The sequence below is a fragment of the Leisingera sp. F5 genome (genome assembly GCF_001593695.1).
Window position 1 is genome coordinate 38265 of sequence record NZ_LUKH01000013.1, and the last position, 15819, is coordinate 54083.

A 15819-nucleotide genomic window follows, 5' to 3' on the forward strand; every position below is an offset into this window, starting at 1 on the left:
CTGATGGCGGTTCTGTCAGCGGTCTTCTTTTGGGCGGCCGCGGGCGTCGCAGGGCGATGGCCCCGGTCCGAATGCCAACAGCAAGCGCACAGGCCTGATCTGGGCGATGACGATCCTTGGCGTGATCGTTTCCATCGGTTCGTTGCGCAGCTGGCCGCATGCGCTGGCCAGCACCGGGAACGTGATGGAAGTGAACGTCAGCGGCGGCCAGTGGTGGTGGGATATCGACACCACGGAGATCCCGGTCCGCAAGCCGGTCAATTTCAACATGACAACCGAGGATGTGACCCACGGCATGGGCATCTATGACAGTGACCTTACGCTGCTGACCCAGGTCCAGGCGATCCCCGGCTACACCACGCAGATCACCTACACGTTTGAGGAGCCCGGCAGCTACCAGATCCTGTGCATGGAGTTCTGCGGGGTGGCGCATCACGACATGGTCAATGAATTCGAAGTTGTAGCGGTGGAGGAATAAGTGAGCACTGCATCTGAACCTGTTGCGTCTGGGTATGCTGCAGCTGAACCCCAGGCCGGAGCGGTCAAGCTGACCATGATCCTCTCAGGTGCCGTCTTTGCTCTGATGATGGTCTTCGGGCTGATCATGCGGGCGGCCCAGGGACAGTGGATCGAGCTGGACCCGGCCCTGTTCTACCAGATCCTGACTGCGCATGGCACTGGCATGGTTGGCACCGCGGCGATCTCGGGCGCGGCTATTCTGTGGTACTTCAGCGGCCGCCATGTGGTGCTGACGGCTGGTATTTTCTGGGCGTTCCTGGGCTTGTTTCTGCTGGGTGTCGTGCTGATCCTGGGCGCGATATTCATCGGTGGCTTTGGGGGCGCGTGGACCTTCCTGTTCCCGCTGCCAGCCCTGTCCGGCGGCGCGTGGGAAGCTGGTGCAGTCGCAGCCTTCATGCTGGGCTATGTGTCGATCGGCGTTGGCTTCCTACTTTACTATCTGGAGCTTGGCCGCCAGATCCATGCACGCTACGGCAGCCTGGCACGGGCACTTGGCTGGAACCTGATCCTGGGGCGCGAGGATAACAACCCGCCGCCGCCGACAATCGTTGCAGCGGCAGCGGTCACCATCTTCAACTCTATCGGCATCATTCTGGGTGCTGCCGTTCTGGTGGCCAGCCTGGTGCATCTGCTGGTGCCGGGCTTTGAAGTCGACGCGCTCTTGGCCAAGAACCTGATCTATTTCTTCGGCCACGTATTCATCAACGCATCGATCTACATGGCGGTGACGGCGGTTTATGAAATCCTGCCGGAATATACCGGGCGCCCGTGGAAATCGAACCGGGTGTTCGCCCTTGCCTGGAACGCTGTGCTGATCTTTGTCATGGCGGTTTACTGGCACCATTTGCTGCAGGATGTGGTGATGCCGCCCTGGATGCTGGTGCTGGGGCAGCTGGTTTCCTACTTCAGCGACATTCCCCTGATTGCTGTCACCGCCTTTTCCACCTTCCTCTATGTGCGCGGTTCGAAAATGACCTGGGACCTAGCGTCTTCGTTGCTGGTCCTGTCGGTTGCAGGCTGGTCGGTGGGCTCGATCCCCGCCTCGATCGACGGGATGATCAGCGTCAACAAGGTGATGCATAACACCATGTGGGTGCCGGGGCACTTCCACACCTATCTGCTGCTGGGCGAGGTTGCGATGGCCTTTGGCTTCATGGCCTGGCTGGTGCGCGGCAAGACGATCTCCCAAATGGACGGGCTGGACCGTGCGGCCATTGCCGCCTACCTCGCAGGCGCGGCTGGATTTGTGACGGTGTTCCTGTTCTCCGGGGCTGCTTCGATTCCGCGCCGGTGGGCGGTGCATTATGAGGAATGGCTGACCCACGACCGTGTCGGTACCGTATTCAGCGTGCTTGTGGTGCTGGGAACGCTGATCGTTGTCCTGCGCTTCGTCGCCCGTCTGGGCCGGAGCGAAGGCTGATGCCTGCCCGCGGCCTCCCTTCGGTTCTCGCCGCTGTCATTGGCGGCGGGATCCTGTGGCACGCCACTGACGGAGCGCGCGCCTTTACCAGCGAAGCGGCCCGGCGGCTGGATGTTGCCGGGTCGCCCCGCCCGGTCCCCGCGGTGATGTTAGAGGATATGTCCGGCCAGCGGGTGCCGCTGCTGCCGCAAGAAGGCGAAGTGGTGCTGGTCGAGTTCATCTACACGGTTTGCGGTGATATCTGTCAGATTGCTGCGGCGGATTTTGCTGACGTCCGCGACCGGCTGCAGCTGCAAGGAGTGAAGGCACGGCTGATTTCTGTCAGCTTTGACCCGGAGCGGGACACGCCGGAGCAGATGGCCATTTACGGCGATGCCCATGAAGCGGATGGCGCAAAATGGACTGTTGCCCGGCCTGAAGAGAGTGACTTGGACGGGCTTCTGAAGCTGTTCGATGTAACAGTCATCCCGGATGAATGGGGCAGTTACCAGCACAACGCGGCAATCCATGTGATTGACAGAAACGGCCAGTTCTCGGCGGTCTTTGACACTGATGCAGTGGAGAAAGTGGCTGCCTATGTTCAGGAGGTTCGGCCATGAGGATGATCTGCCTTGGGCTGCTTGCCTTGGCCGAAGGCGTTGCCCTGCGGGAGGGAGCTGTGGACAGCCCGATCCAGCATGTGCTGGCGCAGATGCCTTTGCTGGTGCTGGCCGGGGCGATTACGGGCTGGGATCTGCGGGTGCCGCCCAGCTGGGCAGTTCCGCTGTTGCTGACGGCGCTCACGGCCTTTCTGTTCTGGATACTGCCGCGCAACGTGGACTGGGCACTGACGCCTGCGGGGGAGTTGGCGAAATACCTGAGCCTGCCGCTGCTGCTTGGCGTGCCGCTGCGGCTGAGCTGGCCCTGGCTGGGTCCCGTCCTGCGCGGGTTCCTGAAGGCCAACGCGCTGTCGATGCTGGGGGTGCTCGGGTTCCTGTACACCCATGCGCCGGTGCGGATCTGCAATTCCTACCTGGTGTCAGCCCAGCAGGATCTGGGTTTTGCCTTTCTCTATCTCGCCGCGGCGCTGGCCTGCCTTTGGGCCTTCCCGCTGCTGTTCGGACAGCTGCGAAGTATGCCGGTTTGCACGGCGGGATGCACCAAATGCGGAGTTTGATCTGAAATGACCTATGCCGATACCGTTCCGGGCTTTGCGCAGCTTGCGCAAATCAAAAGCAGAAATCTGCGTTCCGATCCGCGGGCCTTTTGATCCTCGCGCTCAAGGCGGGGGCCTTTGCCGGTGCAGGCACCATGGGTAATGGCTACTGGCGCGCAGCATCGAAACCAGCGCGGAAAGCCGCACCAAAAACGGGTTCGGCCGGAAATTCCGATTGAGAGGGGACAGCCAAATGAGAATAAAATAAGGCTGATGCAACAATTTTTTGCGAACGCGAGCCGCTGCAACCCGGCAAAGAGTGTCTGCGTTCAGCTTTCCGACGCCCTGTACGAGCTGGGTGTTACGCCCGTCCACCGCCGGAAAGCGCGGTGGAAATTTGCGGGAGAGGAAAAACCGACATCCTCAGAGATTTCCTCGATGCTCTTGCTTCCAGCCTGCAGGTCACGGATGGCTATGTCCCGGCGCAGGCCGTCCTTGATCGCCTGAAAGGAGGTGTTTTCCGCATCCAGCCGCCTCATCAGGGTTCTTGGCGTGACATTCAAGGCGCGGGCAGCACCTGCCAAGTGGCCGTCCTCCCAGCGTGTCTGATAAAGGAACTCCCGGACTCTCAGAGACTGCTTATGTTCCCGGTACTCCGTGAATATCCAGTCCCGGGGGGCCCGGTTCAAAAACTCCTTCAGTTCCGCAGTGCTGCGTTTTTTTGTCGGCCCAAGTTTCGCTACGTCAAAGGTAATTGCAGAACACGGTGCCTTGAAGCTGATCTGCGCAGGAAAGATTACTGAGTAATCGTCTGAAAATCCGGGGCGCTCAAAGGCAAATTGAACTGCCTGGACCGGCACCTCATATCCTGCTAGCCAGGAGAGCAGCCCATGTGCCAGTTTCAGGATCAGCATATGGCCAAATTGCTGACAGGGTTGCGAATCCAGCGGCACAAGCCGCAAACTGATGTTGCCGTTTTGGGACGCGAGTTCGAATTGGTAGTCGTCCAGCAGCAGGTTCCAGAATGTAGAAAACCGGTGCAAGGCCGAGGGAAGTGAACTGGATTCGCGGACCGTCGTCAGCAAGTGCTGCAGTGCTCTGGCCCGGATCGGCCGGCTCCAAAGGCCCATCATTTCATCTTTGGTTTCGATGGCGGCAATTTGGTAGAGCCGGACAATCTGGTCCAAAGTGATGCGGTGGGCAAGGTGGCCCCTGATCGTATGCATCCCCGCACGCCGCAGAAAGGATGCCAGCTGGGCATCCGTGCAGCAGTGCCTCAAGGCCACAATCCAATCCCCGGCGAACCGCGACGAGACCGTGGCAAGGCTTGAAGGATCCGAAACTGTCATTTCCTAGGGCTCTGGCGTTGTTTGTCATTATTGGGAAACATATCGTCTCTTTTGAACGTGGAATTGGTCAGCTGCAACACGCATTTGACGTGAATGAACAGTAGGCTGGAGCCCTGGAAAGGACGCATCGGCCCCCGATCCGCGGTATGCATCTTCTGCATATAAGCATTGTCGGCCTGGCCGGATGTCATGCCTGACGATGAAAGGGCGACGATTGCGTTGAATTACTTGCCGGGAATCTGCAGGCTGAGCAGAGGATTGCCATGCCGATGGTCGAGGCGGATTCGGTGATCGACACCGAATGTGGCAAGCGGTTGCGCGTGACGGCGGAATCCCGGGCGAGATTGCAGTGTGCGGCAATACCGTGATGACCTCGCGCAACCTGTCCGGCATGCAGCCGGATCAGGGCTATAATGTTCCGATCACCGACGGCAACGGCGGGATGCACAACGATCCGGTGGCGATCAAACACAGCGGCAAACGCTGGTGGATATCGATTGCCGGCAGCGACCTTTTGCTATGGGTCAAAGGATTGGCAATCGGGGCGGGCCTGAATGTCACAGTGTTTGAGCCGGATGTCTCTCCGCTGGCTGTGCAAGGCCCGAAATCAGATGCGCTGATGGGGCGGGTCTTTGGCAGTGCTGTTCATGAAATCCGGTTCCTTCGCCAGAAAAAGATGAGGTTTGCAGATACGCCGTTCATCGTTGCACGCTCAGGATGTCCAAAGCAGAGTGGCTATGAAGTCAATGTTGAAGGCTCGAAACATGGAATGGCTTTGTGGAATGCCATGTTCGAAGCAGGAGAGGACTTGGATGTCCGGTCTGGATGCCCAGATCTGATCGAGCGGATCTAGGGCGGGCTGTTGAAGCATGGCAATGACATGACAATGGAAGGCATCCCTTTGGAATGTGGCCTTGGAAAGTTCTGCAGGCCTGCCGAAGACAAAGAATTTTGGCGGCAAGGCACTGGCCTTTGAGCTGGCCAGGGGCTCTTCGCAGCAGATCCGGCCGGTTTCGATCCCCGGGCCGGCGGTGGTTTCGCCCTGCGCGGCCTGGCCGCTGACTAAGGATGGCGAGCGGGCTGGTCAGATCACCTCGGCGGATTGGCCGCCTGATTTCCAAACCAATGTCGCGATCGGGATGGTGGGCGCAGGTCGCTAGGACGCGGGAACCGAGCTGGTGGCCGAAAACCCGCAGGGAAAAGGATTGCCTGTGTCGAGGAGCGTTTCCGGTAACAATCTGTACGATAATGTGGGCTCAAAGCAAATCAACATTGCTCGGCGTGTTTGTGCGCACCGAGCCAGAATAGTTTCCTTCAGTGGGGAGGAAAATGCGGAAAGAGTGAATTCAAACAGAAAAACTCATCAGGCCCGCTGAAGGTGGCTTTATAGAGGTTTTAGCAAAGACGTTGAAATCACGGCCTAAACTGCTGACCGGCAGCGATGCGGCAACCGAAAGGATGCTAGCGCAGCTGCCGCGATGGATAGCCTCCTTGATTGCCGGGACCGTGCGCAAGCATGTGCTTCTGACGCCTGTTCGGTCCGGTTTGATGCTGGCCTGGATCGGGTTGCGCGATATTGCCGAAGGGCTGGTCCCGGGGCTTGTCAGATACTTCCTGTTGGATGAGCAGGCCTTTCCAGAGCCGAAACCGTTTGGTCGCGCTTGCTGCGCAATTGCGGTCTCCTTCCGGAGGCTTGCCGGTATTAGCCGTCAGCCGCCTCACGTGCCTACGGCGGAAAAGTCATAGTTGCACTGCCGTTTCAGCCTACCTCCGGACGAATTGGCCGATAACTGCGGAGTGACCTGCTTCCCGATATTTTTAACTTCTAGACCGGTTCGGCTGCCCCAATTCTGTTCCAAAGCTCACTGGCAACGACGCCGGGCGGGCGGTCTCTGCGTCTCATCTTGAAAATCATCGTTTGGCGTACAGGAAATCTTTCCAAGTTGAGAGGAAGCAAAGCACCCGACAGCCGTTCCTCTTCGGTCATATGGTCAGGCAGGCCACCCCAGCCGAGACCGGCGAGGATCACCTTTTTCTTGGCTGTCAGATCGGAAACGGTCCACTTCAGTCCGCCCGGCAGCAGGTCGCGGCTTTGTTCATGCGCGGCGCCGCCTGTGCCCGCTGCGACCACCTGCACGTGGCTTTGCATTTCGGACGCTGAAATTGCACGGGAACCGGCCGGCAGGTTCAGCCCGGGGCCGGCCACCGGCCGTATTGTCACCTCTGCGACCAGCTCAGCCTCCACATCGTCCAGCGGCACCCCGTCCAGCGAAGCAAGCGCGATATCCGCTTTGCCTTCCATCAGCCGGGCAATCGGGCCGCCCATCATTTCCATACGCAGCCGGAGATGGGTGGCCGGGTGGCGCCGCCCGGTGTCGGCAAGCGCCGGCAGCAAAGGGTCCAGATCCATTGTGGCGCTGACGGCAATGTTCAATTCCGGCTCCTCCCGGGCGCGCAGCCGGGCCGCAGTGGTTCTGAGCCCCTGCATCTGCCGCAGCACACGGGAGGCTTCGCGGTAGAAAATCTCACCTGCCGGAGTGAGTGCCGGCCGGTAGGCCGCGCGGCTGAACAGCTCCAGCTCCAGTTCTTCTTCCAGCTGGCGGATCGTGTGGCTGATGGCGGACTGTGACTTGTGCAGCCGTTCAGCCGCACCGCGGAATGTGCCGGTTGAGACAATTGCCTCCAGGGCAAGAAGCTGGTCGTGTTTCATGTATTTGCCATATGATCTGCTTTTCTAATCATAATGGTGAGAACACAATATTATCAATCAATCATCTTGGTGCGTAGGCAAAGGGTATCGCCAAGCACAGGAGAAACCCATGAAACTCTACTACAAACCCGGCGCTTGCCCGCTGGCCAGCCACATCGCCCTGTATGAAACAGGCCGACCGTTTGAAATCGAAGCCGTTGACACCGCGGCGGGCCGGACTGAAAGCGGTGCGAATTACCGCGCGATCAATCCCAAAGGCTATGTTCCGGCCCTGGGCCTGGACGACGGCAGCGTTCTTACCGAAGGGGCGGCTGTTTTGCAGTATATCGCGGACAGTTACCCCGAGGCAGGCCTGGCGCCGGCGGCAGGCACATTGGCCCGGGCCCGGATGCAGGAACAGCTCAACTGGATCGGAACCGAGCTGCACAAGGCCTTTGGCCCGCTGTTCCGCGACGGCACGTCCGAGGGTGGCAAAGACGAAGCGCGCACCGCTGTTGCAGGCAAGTTCGATCTGATCGAGGCGCAGCTGTCGGATGGCCGCGAGTGGCTGGTTGCGGATCAGTTCTCGGTCGCGGATGCCTATCTGTTCGTGGTCTCGAACTGGGCGAATTTCACCGGCATCGATCTGGCCCTCTGGCCGCGCTTGGCTGCCTTTGTCAGCCGCAGTGCTGCCCGCCCGTCCGCTCAGGCTGCGATGCGCGCTGAGGGGCTGATCCAATGACGCCCGCCGGCCACAAAAAGGTCGGCGAACTGATGGAGGCCTATTTCGAAGGCCTCCATCAAGCCGACAGCGCCATGCTGCGCGAAGTCTTTCACCCGCAGCTGGCCTATGTCTGCGCTACTGAAGGCGATGAACTGTATCTGGATCTTGAAACCTACATGCGCCGCGTGGACGGACGTGAGCCGCCGGCAAAGCGCGGCGACCCGCGGGAGGAGGAGATCCTGGAGATTGCCTTTGCCAGCAACCGGCTGGCCCGGGTCAGTGCCCGGATGACCATGATGGGCCGGGATTTCTATGACCTGCTGACCCTTGTCCGCCACGGCGCCGAGTGGCGCATCGTTGCGAAAGTGTTCTCATATGTTCCGCGAAAGGACTGAGTGATGCCTTATGTGAATATCAAAGTCACCCGCGAAGGCGGCCCTGAGGGCACCGGTCCCAGTGCTGACCAAAAGGCGCAACTGATCGCCGGGGTAACGGACCTGCTGCGGGACGTTCTGGGCAAGAATCCGGCAACCACTTTTGTGGTCATCAACGAAGTCCCGCTGGAAGATTGGGGTGTCGGCGGTCTGCCGGTGCAGGAGTACCGAAAGCAGACGCAATGAAGACGCGGCTGACAGAAGCGCTGGGGATCACCTGCCCGGTGATCCAGGCGCCGATGGCCTTTGCCGCGGGCGGCGCGCTGGCCGGCGCCGTCTCCCGCGCCGGCGGGCTGGGTATGATCGGGGGCGCCTACGGCGATGCCGCCTGGATCGATCAGCAGTTCGATATCGCTGGGGGCGCCCGCGCAGGGTGCGGGCTGATCACCTGGAAGCTTGCGGAACAGCCCGACCTGCTTGACCGGGTGCTGGCGCGCGATCCGGCGGCGCTGTTCCTGTCCTTTGGCGATCCAGCGCCCTTTGCGCCAGCGACCCTGGACGCCGGTGTGCCGCTGATCTGCCAGGTCCAGACACTGCGCGATGCCCGGCAGGCGCTGGACTGCGGCGCAGACATCATAGTCGCCCAAGGTGCGGACGCCGGCGGCCATGGTGAAGCGCGCGGCACCTTTGCCCTAGTCCCCGAGATCGCTGACGAAATCGCACGCCAGAACAGCAAGGCGCTGCTCTGTGCTGCAGGCGGTATCACGGATGGGCGCGGTCTGGCTGCGGCGCTGATGCTCGGGGCTGATGGTGCGGTGATCGGCACACGGTTCTGGGCCTCGCGCGAGGCGTCGGTGCATTCGCGCATTCTGGACCGCGCGCTGGCAGCAACGGGGGACGACACCATCCGTACTCGGGTAGTGGATGTGGTCCGTGGCCTCAATTGGCCCAGCCGCTACAACGGCCGCGTTCTGCGCAACCCGTTCATTCAGAAATGGCACGGCTCCGAGGACGAATTGAAGCTGGAGGCAGGCACTGAAGCCGCAAAATGGTCGGCAGCTCAAGTTACCGGCGATCCGGACGTTGCCACCGCTTTTGCCGGTGAAGGCATCGGCCTGATCAGCAAGGTGCAGGCCGCCAGCGATATTCTGGCGGGCATCACGGCAGATGCGCAGCGGTGTCTGGCAAGGCAAGGCCAGTCGGGACCGCAGTAGCTTTTTGTGCCGGAACAGGCGGGGGGCTCCCGCCTGTTCTACTTTCAGCAGGTGTCAGCAGGCATGATCCAGAACGAATTTTCCCGTATGCCCGGGCGCCTCCAGCCTGCGGTGCGCCTCTGCGATCTGGTTAAGCGGCAGGATGTCTTGGACCTCCGGCATCAGGACGCCCTGGGCCAGCCAGTCGGCCAAAAGCCTCGACAATTGCAGCTTTCATTCGTGCCTCCAATATTTGTAGTGATCGTTAAATAATGGGTTGCTTGCCCGGTCAAGTATTTTTGTGTAGTGATCGATAAATAAAATGGAGGCGACCTTGGGACGGCAGCGGAGTTTTGACACCGAACACGCGATTGAGCAGGCGATGCTGCTGTTCTGGGAACGGGGATATGAGGCCGCGTCCATGGCCGACCTCAGCGCCGTCATGGGGGTGAATCCACCCAGCATCTACGCGGCTTTCGGCAATAAACAGGCGTTGTTTGAACGCTGTGCGAGCCACTACGCGCAGAACATTGCGGCTTATGCCCCCCGCGCGCTGGAAGAGGAAGCAACGGCTGCCAAGGCCCTGCGCCGTTATCTGTTTGAGGCCATCGAGGCGTTTTCCGGTAAGGAGAGGCCCAAAGGCTGCTTGCTTGTCAGCGCTGCAACCAATTGCGGTGCCGCCAGCACAGGTGCGCAGAAATTGCTCGCCGGATACCGGCAGTCCAGTGAGGCATTGATCGCCGCCCGCATCCAGCGTGGTATCGAAGACGGAGACATGCCGGCGGCAAGTGATCCGGATCTTTTGGCGAAGTATTTTGCAGTTCTGATTCAGGGACTTGCCGCGCAAGCCCGCGATGGCGCCACAGCTGATGCTTTGCACAGCGTGGCGGAATTGGCACTGGGTCAAGTTGCAGTTTTACCCTAGAAAACAAGGATGCCCGTCTGCGTGCCTTATCTTTCAAATCCCCGGGAACATGCTCAACTGCTGACGCATCCGGAATATGTTCAGCAGCTTCAAAATACTCCCCTGCAGGCCTGTTTTCAGGCCGGTTCTGTTTTTGAGCACAGGAGTGTTTTCCGCGGAATCTTCCATCCCTTGAAAACACCAAGTCCCACAGGTGCCTCTGGCTCATCAAGGGGCGCAGCCTGAACCGCTGGCGTGCAGGCTGGTATCCGGGGCTGCAGTAACCGAACAGGTTGCCGGATCATTGGCTGAAGCAGGGCTTCGGAAACCCTCTCTCAAATCACGCAGCAAACGCTTTTTCAGCCAGATCCACCGCCTTTCACACCTTGGGCGGGGGACAATGGTCACTTGCACACTCAGTTTAACTAACTTCAACACAAGTAGTTACGGGCCCGTTAACGCAGTCATTCCTGGTGTTTTGCGTCAATTGCGGCGGGAATTGGGCGCATCTGCCTTGATTGCCCGAATGGCGCCGCGATCCTTCCGTTTTCTGCTTCCAGCGTTGGGGTTCAACTGCCCCGTCCGGCCAAAGCTCCGGCTGCCACAAGGAAACTGACGCTGTGCCTGACGACACATCCTCTGCTGACCCGGCGCTCTCCTGTGAACTGCCCTGCGGCTTCAAACTGCTGCAAGGCCAGTACCAGATCGAGCGGCCGCTGCTGAGCGGTGGCTTTGGGATCACCTATCTGGCCCGGGACAGCCTGGAACGCCGCGTCGTCATCAAGGAGTGCTTTCCGGCTGGCATTTGCCGCCGCAGTGGCACGGATGTTGAACCCAGCACGGCAGAACACGCCAAATCCTGCCGCAATGTTTTGCGCAACTTCCTGCGCGAGGCGCATCTGCTGGCCCGCGCCCGGCATCCCGGCATCGTCGGCGTGCATCAGGTATTCAAGGAAAATCAAACCGCTTACATCGCAATGGAATTCGTCGACGGTCTGGACTTGCTGACCGTGCGTGAGGACCAGCCTGAACGGCTGACCGCGCCGCTTCTGAGGCACATTCTGGGACAGGCGCTGGAAGCGCTCGACGGCCTGCACGGGCAAGGTATTTTGCACCGCGACATCTCGCCGGACAACTTCATCCTCGGTAAAGACGGAAGCCTCACGCTGATCGACTTCGGGGCCGCCTGCGGCAGGCTTCCTAATGACGATACCGCGCTGCCGTTGCTGCTGGCGGTCAAGGATGGCTATTCCGCGCATGAGTTGTACAGGCCCGAGCTGCCTCAGCGTCCGGCTTGTGACCTCTATGCGCTGGGCGCCACGCTTTATTATCTGATTACCGGAGAAGTGCCGGCAGGCAGCCAGCAGCGGCTGACCGCAGTGATGGCGGGAGACCCGGATCCTTGCCAACCGCTGCTGGGCAGACCGTGGAACGCGGATCCTGTGGTGCTGGCCACCGTGGATATGGCAATGTCCGTGCTTCCGGCAGAGCGGTTTCAGGCGGCGTGCGACTGGGCAGGCACGCTGGCCGAAGACGATTGCGAAATGCAGAACGCTGCGAAAGAAGCCACTCAGCTGCCCGGCACCGTTGCGCCAGCGCCTGAAAACAGTGCCAGCCTGGATGCCGTCATTTCCAAGCTGGTCGCGGCAACCAACGTCAGTCTGACACCTGGGCAACCGCGTTCGGCCAGGAAACAGCAGATCCCGCCTGTCAGCACACCCTCCAAGCCGCCCGGCCAACTGGTGAATATCTTCGGTGAGCCGGTCAGCGACGTGGAAGCCTGGCTGGAAGAACAGGATGCAGTCCCGCGGCGGAAGAAAAACGCGCCCGCTGCGGAACAGCCGCCCGTCGCCGTATCCGCTGCGGCCCTCCCGGCAGAGCCGGTTCTGGAACTGCGCCGGGAAAAGCCAAGTTTCGCTGGCCGGCTGCGCAATATCTTCGGGCGCCGGCAAAGCAACCCGGAAACGGTTAAGAGCTGAAGGGAATGGGTATGAAATTCATCAAGGATATCATTGGCGAAAAGCGGGAGAGGGTCCGCCTGGACGGTCATGCCGCACAAGAAGCAGACCCGGCCCCGGCGCCTGTGCAGGATGCGGTTGCTCCTGACGTCGTCGAAACCGGGGCAGCCCGTCCGCCTCTCAGCCTCGACCGGGGTTTCCTGTTGGATGCGGTGCCGGAAGCCGCTCAGGCGGCATCCCCGGCGGAGACCGCTGCTCCGCTGGCTGGCGATCTGGCGGATGGCTGCTGGACTGATGACGCTGGGCCTGAAGACGCGTTGGCAGAAGGCGAAGGCTTGCCTGGCTTTGCTGCAGAGGAGCCGCAGGACTCGGCCATCGCGGCCTTTTTCGCCCGCGAGCAAGAAACCGCGGCAATGCCAGCGGCCGGCGCGAACCCTGGCGATGCCGGTAACTTTGGCAGCCCCGCAGACGCTGCATCAGACGATCCCTTCGCACCTGGTGCCGAAGCGCCCGCACCGGCTGGCGCAGAGGACGGGTTCCGCAGCCCGGAACCGCTTGAACCAGCAGCAGAAAGCGGCGAACTTTACCGGGCCTTTAAGCGAACTCAAAACGGTGTACATGATCAAGACTGCAAACCTGGTGCTGAGGATGTCCTTGCCGCAGCTCTTGCTCCGGCACTTCAGCCCGGGCAACAGCCTGAAACCAGCCCGCCCGCCGGCGAAGCACGGCCTGCCGGTATCCTGAGCGGTGTTTCCCAGCCGGCTGCTCCTGCACCGCAGGCGGCTTCTGTTTCCGCCCCGCAACCGGCGCCCGAAACTCCTCAACCCGCGGTCTCCATGGACAGCCCGGCAGTCGCGCCAATTGATGTGCCCGCACCGTCGATGGGCCGCGGCGCCAGCCGGGCCGGACGGGTCAAGACCCGCCTGCTGGGTTTCAGCCCCGCTCAAGCCGAAGACAGCGATCCCTTTGCCCGCAGCCAGAAAGAAACCGCGCCCGCTTACACCCGGTTCCCCGTCGGCTGGCTTGCTATTGTGCAGGGGCCGGGCCGGGGTGCTGCCTTTACTTTGTTCAGCGGCGTCACTGTGATCGGCCGCGGCGCCAACCAGACCGTAAGGCTGGACTTCGGTGACAACAGCATCTCGCGCGACAACCACGCTGCCATCGCCTATGACCCGGAACAGAAAGCCTTCTATGTCGGCCACGGCGGCAAGGCGAACCTGGTGCGCCGCAATGACCGCCCTGTGCTCAGCACCGAAACCCTGACGGCGGGCGACCTGATCCGCATTGGCGAGACCACCCTGCGCTTTGTGCCGCTTTGCGGCGCCGATTTCGGCTGGGACCAGCCGCAACCCGACGATGCTGCCCATGCTGTGCACAGCTGAGTTCGAATATGATGCTGCGACGGCCATCAGCAAGGGTCGCCGCGAGCGGCAGGAGGACGCGGTTGCCGCCGATTTCCTGGCCGGCACCGGCACCGGTTTTGCGGTGCTGTCCGATGGCATGGGCGGCCATGCCGCCGGGGATGTCGCCAGCAAGATTGTGGTCACCGAGGTGTTCAGCGATCTGAAACTGCGCGCGGACGACCCGGGCGCGCTGGAGCAGGCGATCGGCGCGGTGCTGCAGCAGGCCGCCAGCGGCGCCAATGCCTGCCTGGGCGAATACGCCAGCCATCAGCCGCAGGCCCGCGGCATGGGTGCGACATTGCTGGCACCGGTGCTGTTCAATGACCGGCTCTACTGGATCTCGGTCGGTGACTCGCCCCTGTTCCTGTTCCGCGACGGCGCGCTGATCCGGCTTAACGCCGACCACTCGATGGCAGCAGAGATTGACAGGCTGGTCGCCCAAGGCCGCATGGACCCGGCCGAGGGTGCCAGCCATCCGGACCGGCATTGCGTTACCTCAGTGCTGACCGGGGCGGAAATCCCCCGCATCGACTGCCGCAGCACACCAGTCCGGCTGCAGCACGGCGATATCGTGCTGGCAGCCAGCGACGGGTTGCAATTCCTGGAGGAGGAAGAGATCGCCGCCGTCCTCACTGCAGAATGCGGCAGTTCCAGCGCTCGCATCGGTGCTGCGCTGATGCAGCAGCTGGAGGTGCTGAACGCTCCGGAACAGGACAATGCCGCCTTCTGTGTGATCAAACCCATTGACCCGCAGGCCGCCATTCCTGCCCAGACCCAGCCATCCCCGCCGCCGCCGGAACAGCCTCCTGCGCCGTCGCATCAGCGCAGCGGCCGCCGGGTGATCACCCTCCTGGCGTCAGCGACGTGGCATTCTGCGCCCGCCGCCCGCCGCAACAAGACGGATGCATCGGCTTGAGCCTTCCTCAGACAGATATCAGCCCGCTGGCGGGCCGACTGGAACACACGCTCAGCACAGGGCAGCTGCCGGCTGAGTTTTCAGGCTGGGGCAGCCAGCTGCTGCAGCGGTTGCGCCAGCCGGTGCAGATCATTGTCACCGGCGGCATTGGTTCCGGCAAGTCGGCGCTGATTGATATGCTGCTGGGGCGGGTGGTCATTGGCCGCAATGCCGGCAGCGTTGTCGTCGACATTTGCCATGGCGATCAGGAATGTGCGGTTTTTGAGACCGCCAAGGGCGAGCGCCTGCAACAGGCGGGTGTTCTGGCAGAGCTTGAGGTGCCGGCAGGCACCCAGCGGATCCGCCAGTTTCTGCCAGACCCGCGGCTGCGCACCCACACTTATACTGAACTTCCGCTGGCAGGCCCGCAGGCCCGCCAGCAAAATCTGCTGCAGCAGGCCTCAGGCGCGGCGGATATTATCCTGTGGTGCAGCCAGGCGTTTGCGGACACGGAGCAGGCCCTGTGGGCCGACGTTCCTGACAGCACCAAGGATCACAGTTTCCTGGTGCTGACCATGGCCGACCGGCAGATCATGCGGGGAACTTTGGCCGGGTTGATCAAGACGCTGGAACCGGTTGCCGCTGAGGAATTTCTGGGCGTCTATCCGGTTGCCGCGATCCAGGGGCTGACGGCCCGGACAGCACCCGCACCGGCACATGATCTTTGGCGCTCCAGCGGCGGCAAGCAATTGGCGGATGGCGTGATGCGGCAGGTTGAAACCGGCCGTGCCTCGGATGTGGATCAGGCCGAATTGCTGATCCGCCAGTTTGGCGGCGAAACAACTGGTCTTACCGGCCTGCAGCCGGCATTTCCTGCCGCGGACCCGCCGCGGACCGCTGCTGGCGGCCTCAGCAGCGCATTGGACCAGATGCAAGCCCGGGCAGAGGAGATGCTGGCAGAAGCCGAAGCCGCAGGCGGCCCCCAAGCCGGTCCGGTGCTGGCGCAATGCATGGAGATGATCCGCGGCTTGTCGCAGACATTGGAGGCAATGCCAGGCAGCACAGCAGTGGAGGCCGCCCGCGAAGCGGCGCAGGACGGAGAGGAAATGCTGATGCTCTGCCAACTGGAACAGGACGAAGACGCGGCCATCGACGCGGTGACGCTGCTCATCCAGCTGAAGAAGGAACTGTCCGAAGACCCCTCGGGGTGATGACCCGCCGCACATCCTTTCCTGCTGCCTCACCGCGGCCCGGCA

At 61.6% G+C, this 15819-nt stretch carries 18 protein-coding genes; 15 read left to right on the forward strand and 3 right to left on the reverse strand.

What is annotated here, in order from left to right:
• Positions 1-106 precede the first annotated feature (106 nt).
• From A2I95_RS10735 to A2I95_RS10750, 4 genes are read left to right on the forward strand one after another with little or no spacing between them, the layout of a single operon-like run.
• On the forward strand, positions 107-478 hold the full coding sequence (locus tag A2I95_RS10735; protein WP_291729750.1) for a cytochrome C oxidase subunit I: 372 nt from the start codon (positions 107-109) through the stop codon (positions 476-478).
• Positions 479-1939: a cbb3-type cytochrome c oxidase subunit I gene (locus tag A2I95_RS10740; protein WP_291729751.1), complete on the forward strand. Its 1461-nt coding sequence runs from the start codon at positions 479-481 to the stop codon at positions 1937-1939.
• The gene (locus A2I95_RS10745; protein ID WP_291729752.1) at positions 1939-2538 is read left to right on the forward strand and encodes an SCO family protein; all 600 of its coding nucleotides are present in this window, start codon (positions 1939-1941) and stop codon (positions 2536-2538) included. The genes A2I95_RS10740 and A2I95_RS10745 overlap by 1 nt, the downstream gene beginning before the upstream one ends.
• Positions 2535-3095 carry a hypothetical protein gene (locus A2I95_RS10750; protein ID WP_291729753.1) on the forward strand — a complete coding sequence of 187 codons (561 nt, stop codon included), beginning with the start codon at positions 2535-2537 and terminating at the stop codon, positions 3093-3095. Before A2I95_RS10745 ends, A2I95_RS10750 begins: the two co-directional genes overlap by 4 nt.
• A 308-nt stretch (positions 3096-3403) precedes the next feature.
• On the opposite strand, the gene A2I95_RS10755 is transcribed toward A2I95_RS10750, so the two are convergent.
• Complete coding sequence (locus A2I95_RS10755; protein ID WP_291729754.1) at positions 3404-4423, reverse strand: AraC family transcriptional regulator; 1020 nt, start codon at positions 4421-4423, stop codon at positions 3404-3406.
• 301 nt (positions 4424-4724) lie between these two features.
• Between A2I95_RS10755 and A2I95_RS10760 the strand changes: the two genes are divergently transcribed.
• Complete coding sequence (locus A2I95_RS10760; protein WP_291729755.1) at positions 4725-5276, forward strand: hypothetical protein; 552 nt, start codon at positions 4725-4727, stop codon at positions 5274-5276.
• 61 nt (positions 5277-5337) lie between these two features.
• Positions 5338-5583, forward strand: a complete 246-nt coding sequence (locus A2I95_RS10765; protein ID WP_291729756.1) for a hypothetical protein — start codon at positions 5338-5340, stop codon at positions 5581-5583.
• 665 nt (positions 5584-6248) lie between these two features.
• Here the strand turns inward: A2I95_RS10765 and A2I95_RS10770 are convergent.
• The gene (locus A2I95_RS10770) at positions 6249-7133 is read right to left on the reverse strand and encodes a LysR family transcriptional regulator (protein ID WP_291729757.1); all 885 of its coding nucleotides are present in this window, start codon (positions 7131-7133) and stop codon (positions 6249-6251) included.
• A 109-nt stretch (positions 7134-7242) separates the two neighbouring features.
• Here A2I95_RS10770 and gstA point away from each other — a divergent pair, with 109 nt between their 5' ends.
• Genes gstA through A2I95_RS10790 form a run of 4 tightly spaced genes read left to right on the forward strand, consistent with a single transcriptional unit; the run spans position 7243 to position 9424 of the window.
• Positions 7243-7854 (forward strand): glutathione transferase GstA, encoded by a 612-nt coding sequence (gene gstA, locus A2I95_RS10775; RefSeq protein ID WP_291729758.1) that lies wholly within the window; start codon positions 7243-7245, stop codon positions 7852-7854.
• Positions 7851-8231, forward strand: a complete 381-nt coding sequence (locus A2I95_RS10780) for a nuclear transport factor 2 family protein (RefSeq protein WP_291729759.1) — start codon at positions 7851-7853, stop codon at positions 8229-8231. The genes gstA and A2I95_RS10780 overlap by 4 nt, the downstream gene beginning before the upstream one ends.
• A gap of 3 nt (positions 8232-8234) precedes the next feature.
• Positions 8235-8456, forward strand: a complete 222-nt coding sequence (locus A2I95_RS10785; RefSeq protein ID WP_291729760.1) for a 4-oxalocrotonate tautomerase family protein — start codon at positions 8235-8237, stop codon at positions 8454-8456.
• Positions 8453-9424: a nitronate monooxygenase gene (locus tag A2I95_RS10790; RefSeq protein WP_291729761.1), complete on the forward strand. Its 972-nt coding sequence runs from the start codon at positions 8453-8455 to the stop codon at positions 9422-9424. The genes A2I95_RS10785 and A2I95_RS10790 overlap by 4 nt, the downstream gene beginning before the upstream one ends.
• A 54-nt stretch (positions 9425-9478) precedes the next feature.
• On the opposite strand, the gene A2I95_RS10795 is transcribed toward A2I95_RS10790, so the two are convergent.
• Positions 9479-9628 (reverse strand): zinc-binding dehydrogenase, encoded by a 150-nt coding sequence (locus A2I95_RS10795; protein ID WP_291729762.1) that lies wholly within the window; start codon positions 9626-9628, stop codon positions 9479-9481.
• A gap of 109 nt (positions 9629-9737) precedes the next feature.
• On the opposite strand from A2I95_RS10795, the gene A2I95_RS10800 reads away from it, so the two are divergent.
• The 5 genes from A2I95_RS10800 to A2I95_RS10820 all read left to right on the forward strand — a co-directional run bounded on the left by A2I95_RS10800 (position 9738) and on the right by A2I95_RS10820 (position 15774).
• Positions 9738-10328, forward strand: coding sequence for a TetR/AcrR family transcriptional regulator (locus A2I95_RS10800; RefSeq protein WP_291729763.1), 591 nt, complete (start codon positions 9738-9740; stop codon positions 10326-10328).
• A 599-nt stretch (positions 10329-10927) separates the two neighbouring features.
• Positions 10928-12286, forward strand: coding sequence for a serine/threonine-protein kinase (locus tag A2I95_RS10805; protein ID WP_291729764.1), 1359 nt, complete (start codon positions 10928-10930; stop codon positions 12284-12286).
• Positions 12287-12297: 11 nt separating this feature from the next.
• On the forward strand, positions 12298-13647 hold the full coding sequence (locus A2I95_RS10810; RefSeq protein ID WP_291729765.1) for an FHA domain-containing protein: 1350 nt from the start codon (positions 12298-12300) through the stop codon (positions 13645-13647).
• Positions 13631-14584 carry a protein phosphatase 2C domain-containing protein gene (locus tag A2I95_RS10815; RefSeq protein ID WP_291729766.1) on the forward strand — a complete coding sequence of 318 codons (954 nt, stop codon included), beginning with the start codon at positions 13631-13633 and terminating at the stop codon, positions 14582-14584. The genes A2I95_RS10810 and A2I95_RS10815 overlap by 17 nt, the downstream gene beginning before the upstream one ends.
• Positions 14581-15774, forward strand: a complete 1194-nt coding sequence (locus tag A2I95_RS10820) for a hypothetical protein (protein WP_291729767.1) — start codon at positions 14581-14583, stop codon at positions 15772-15774. The genes A2I95_RS10815 and A2I95_RS10820 overlap by 4 nt, the downstream gene beginning before the upstream one ends.
• The last annotated feature ends 45 nt before the right edge of the window (positions 15775-15819 follow it).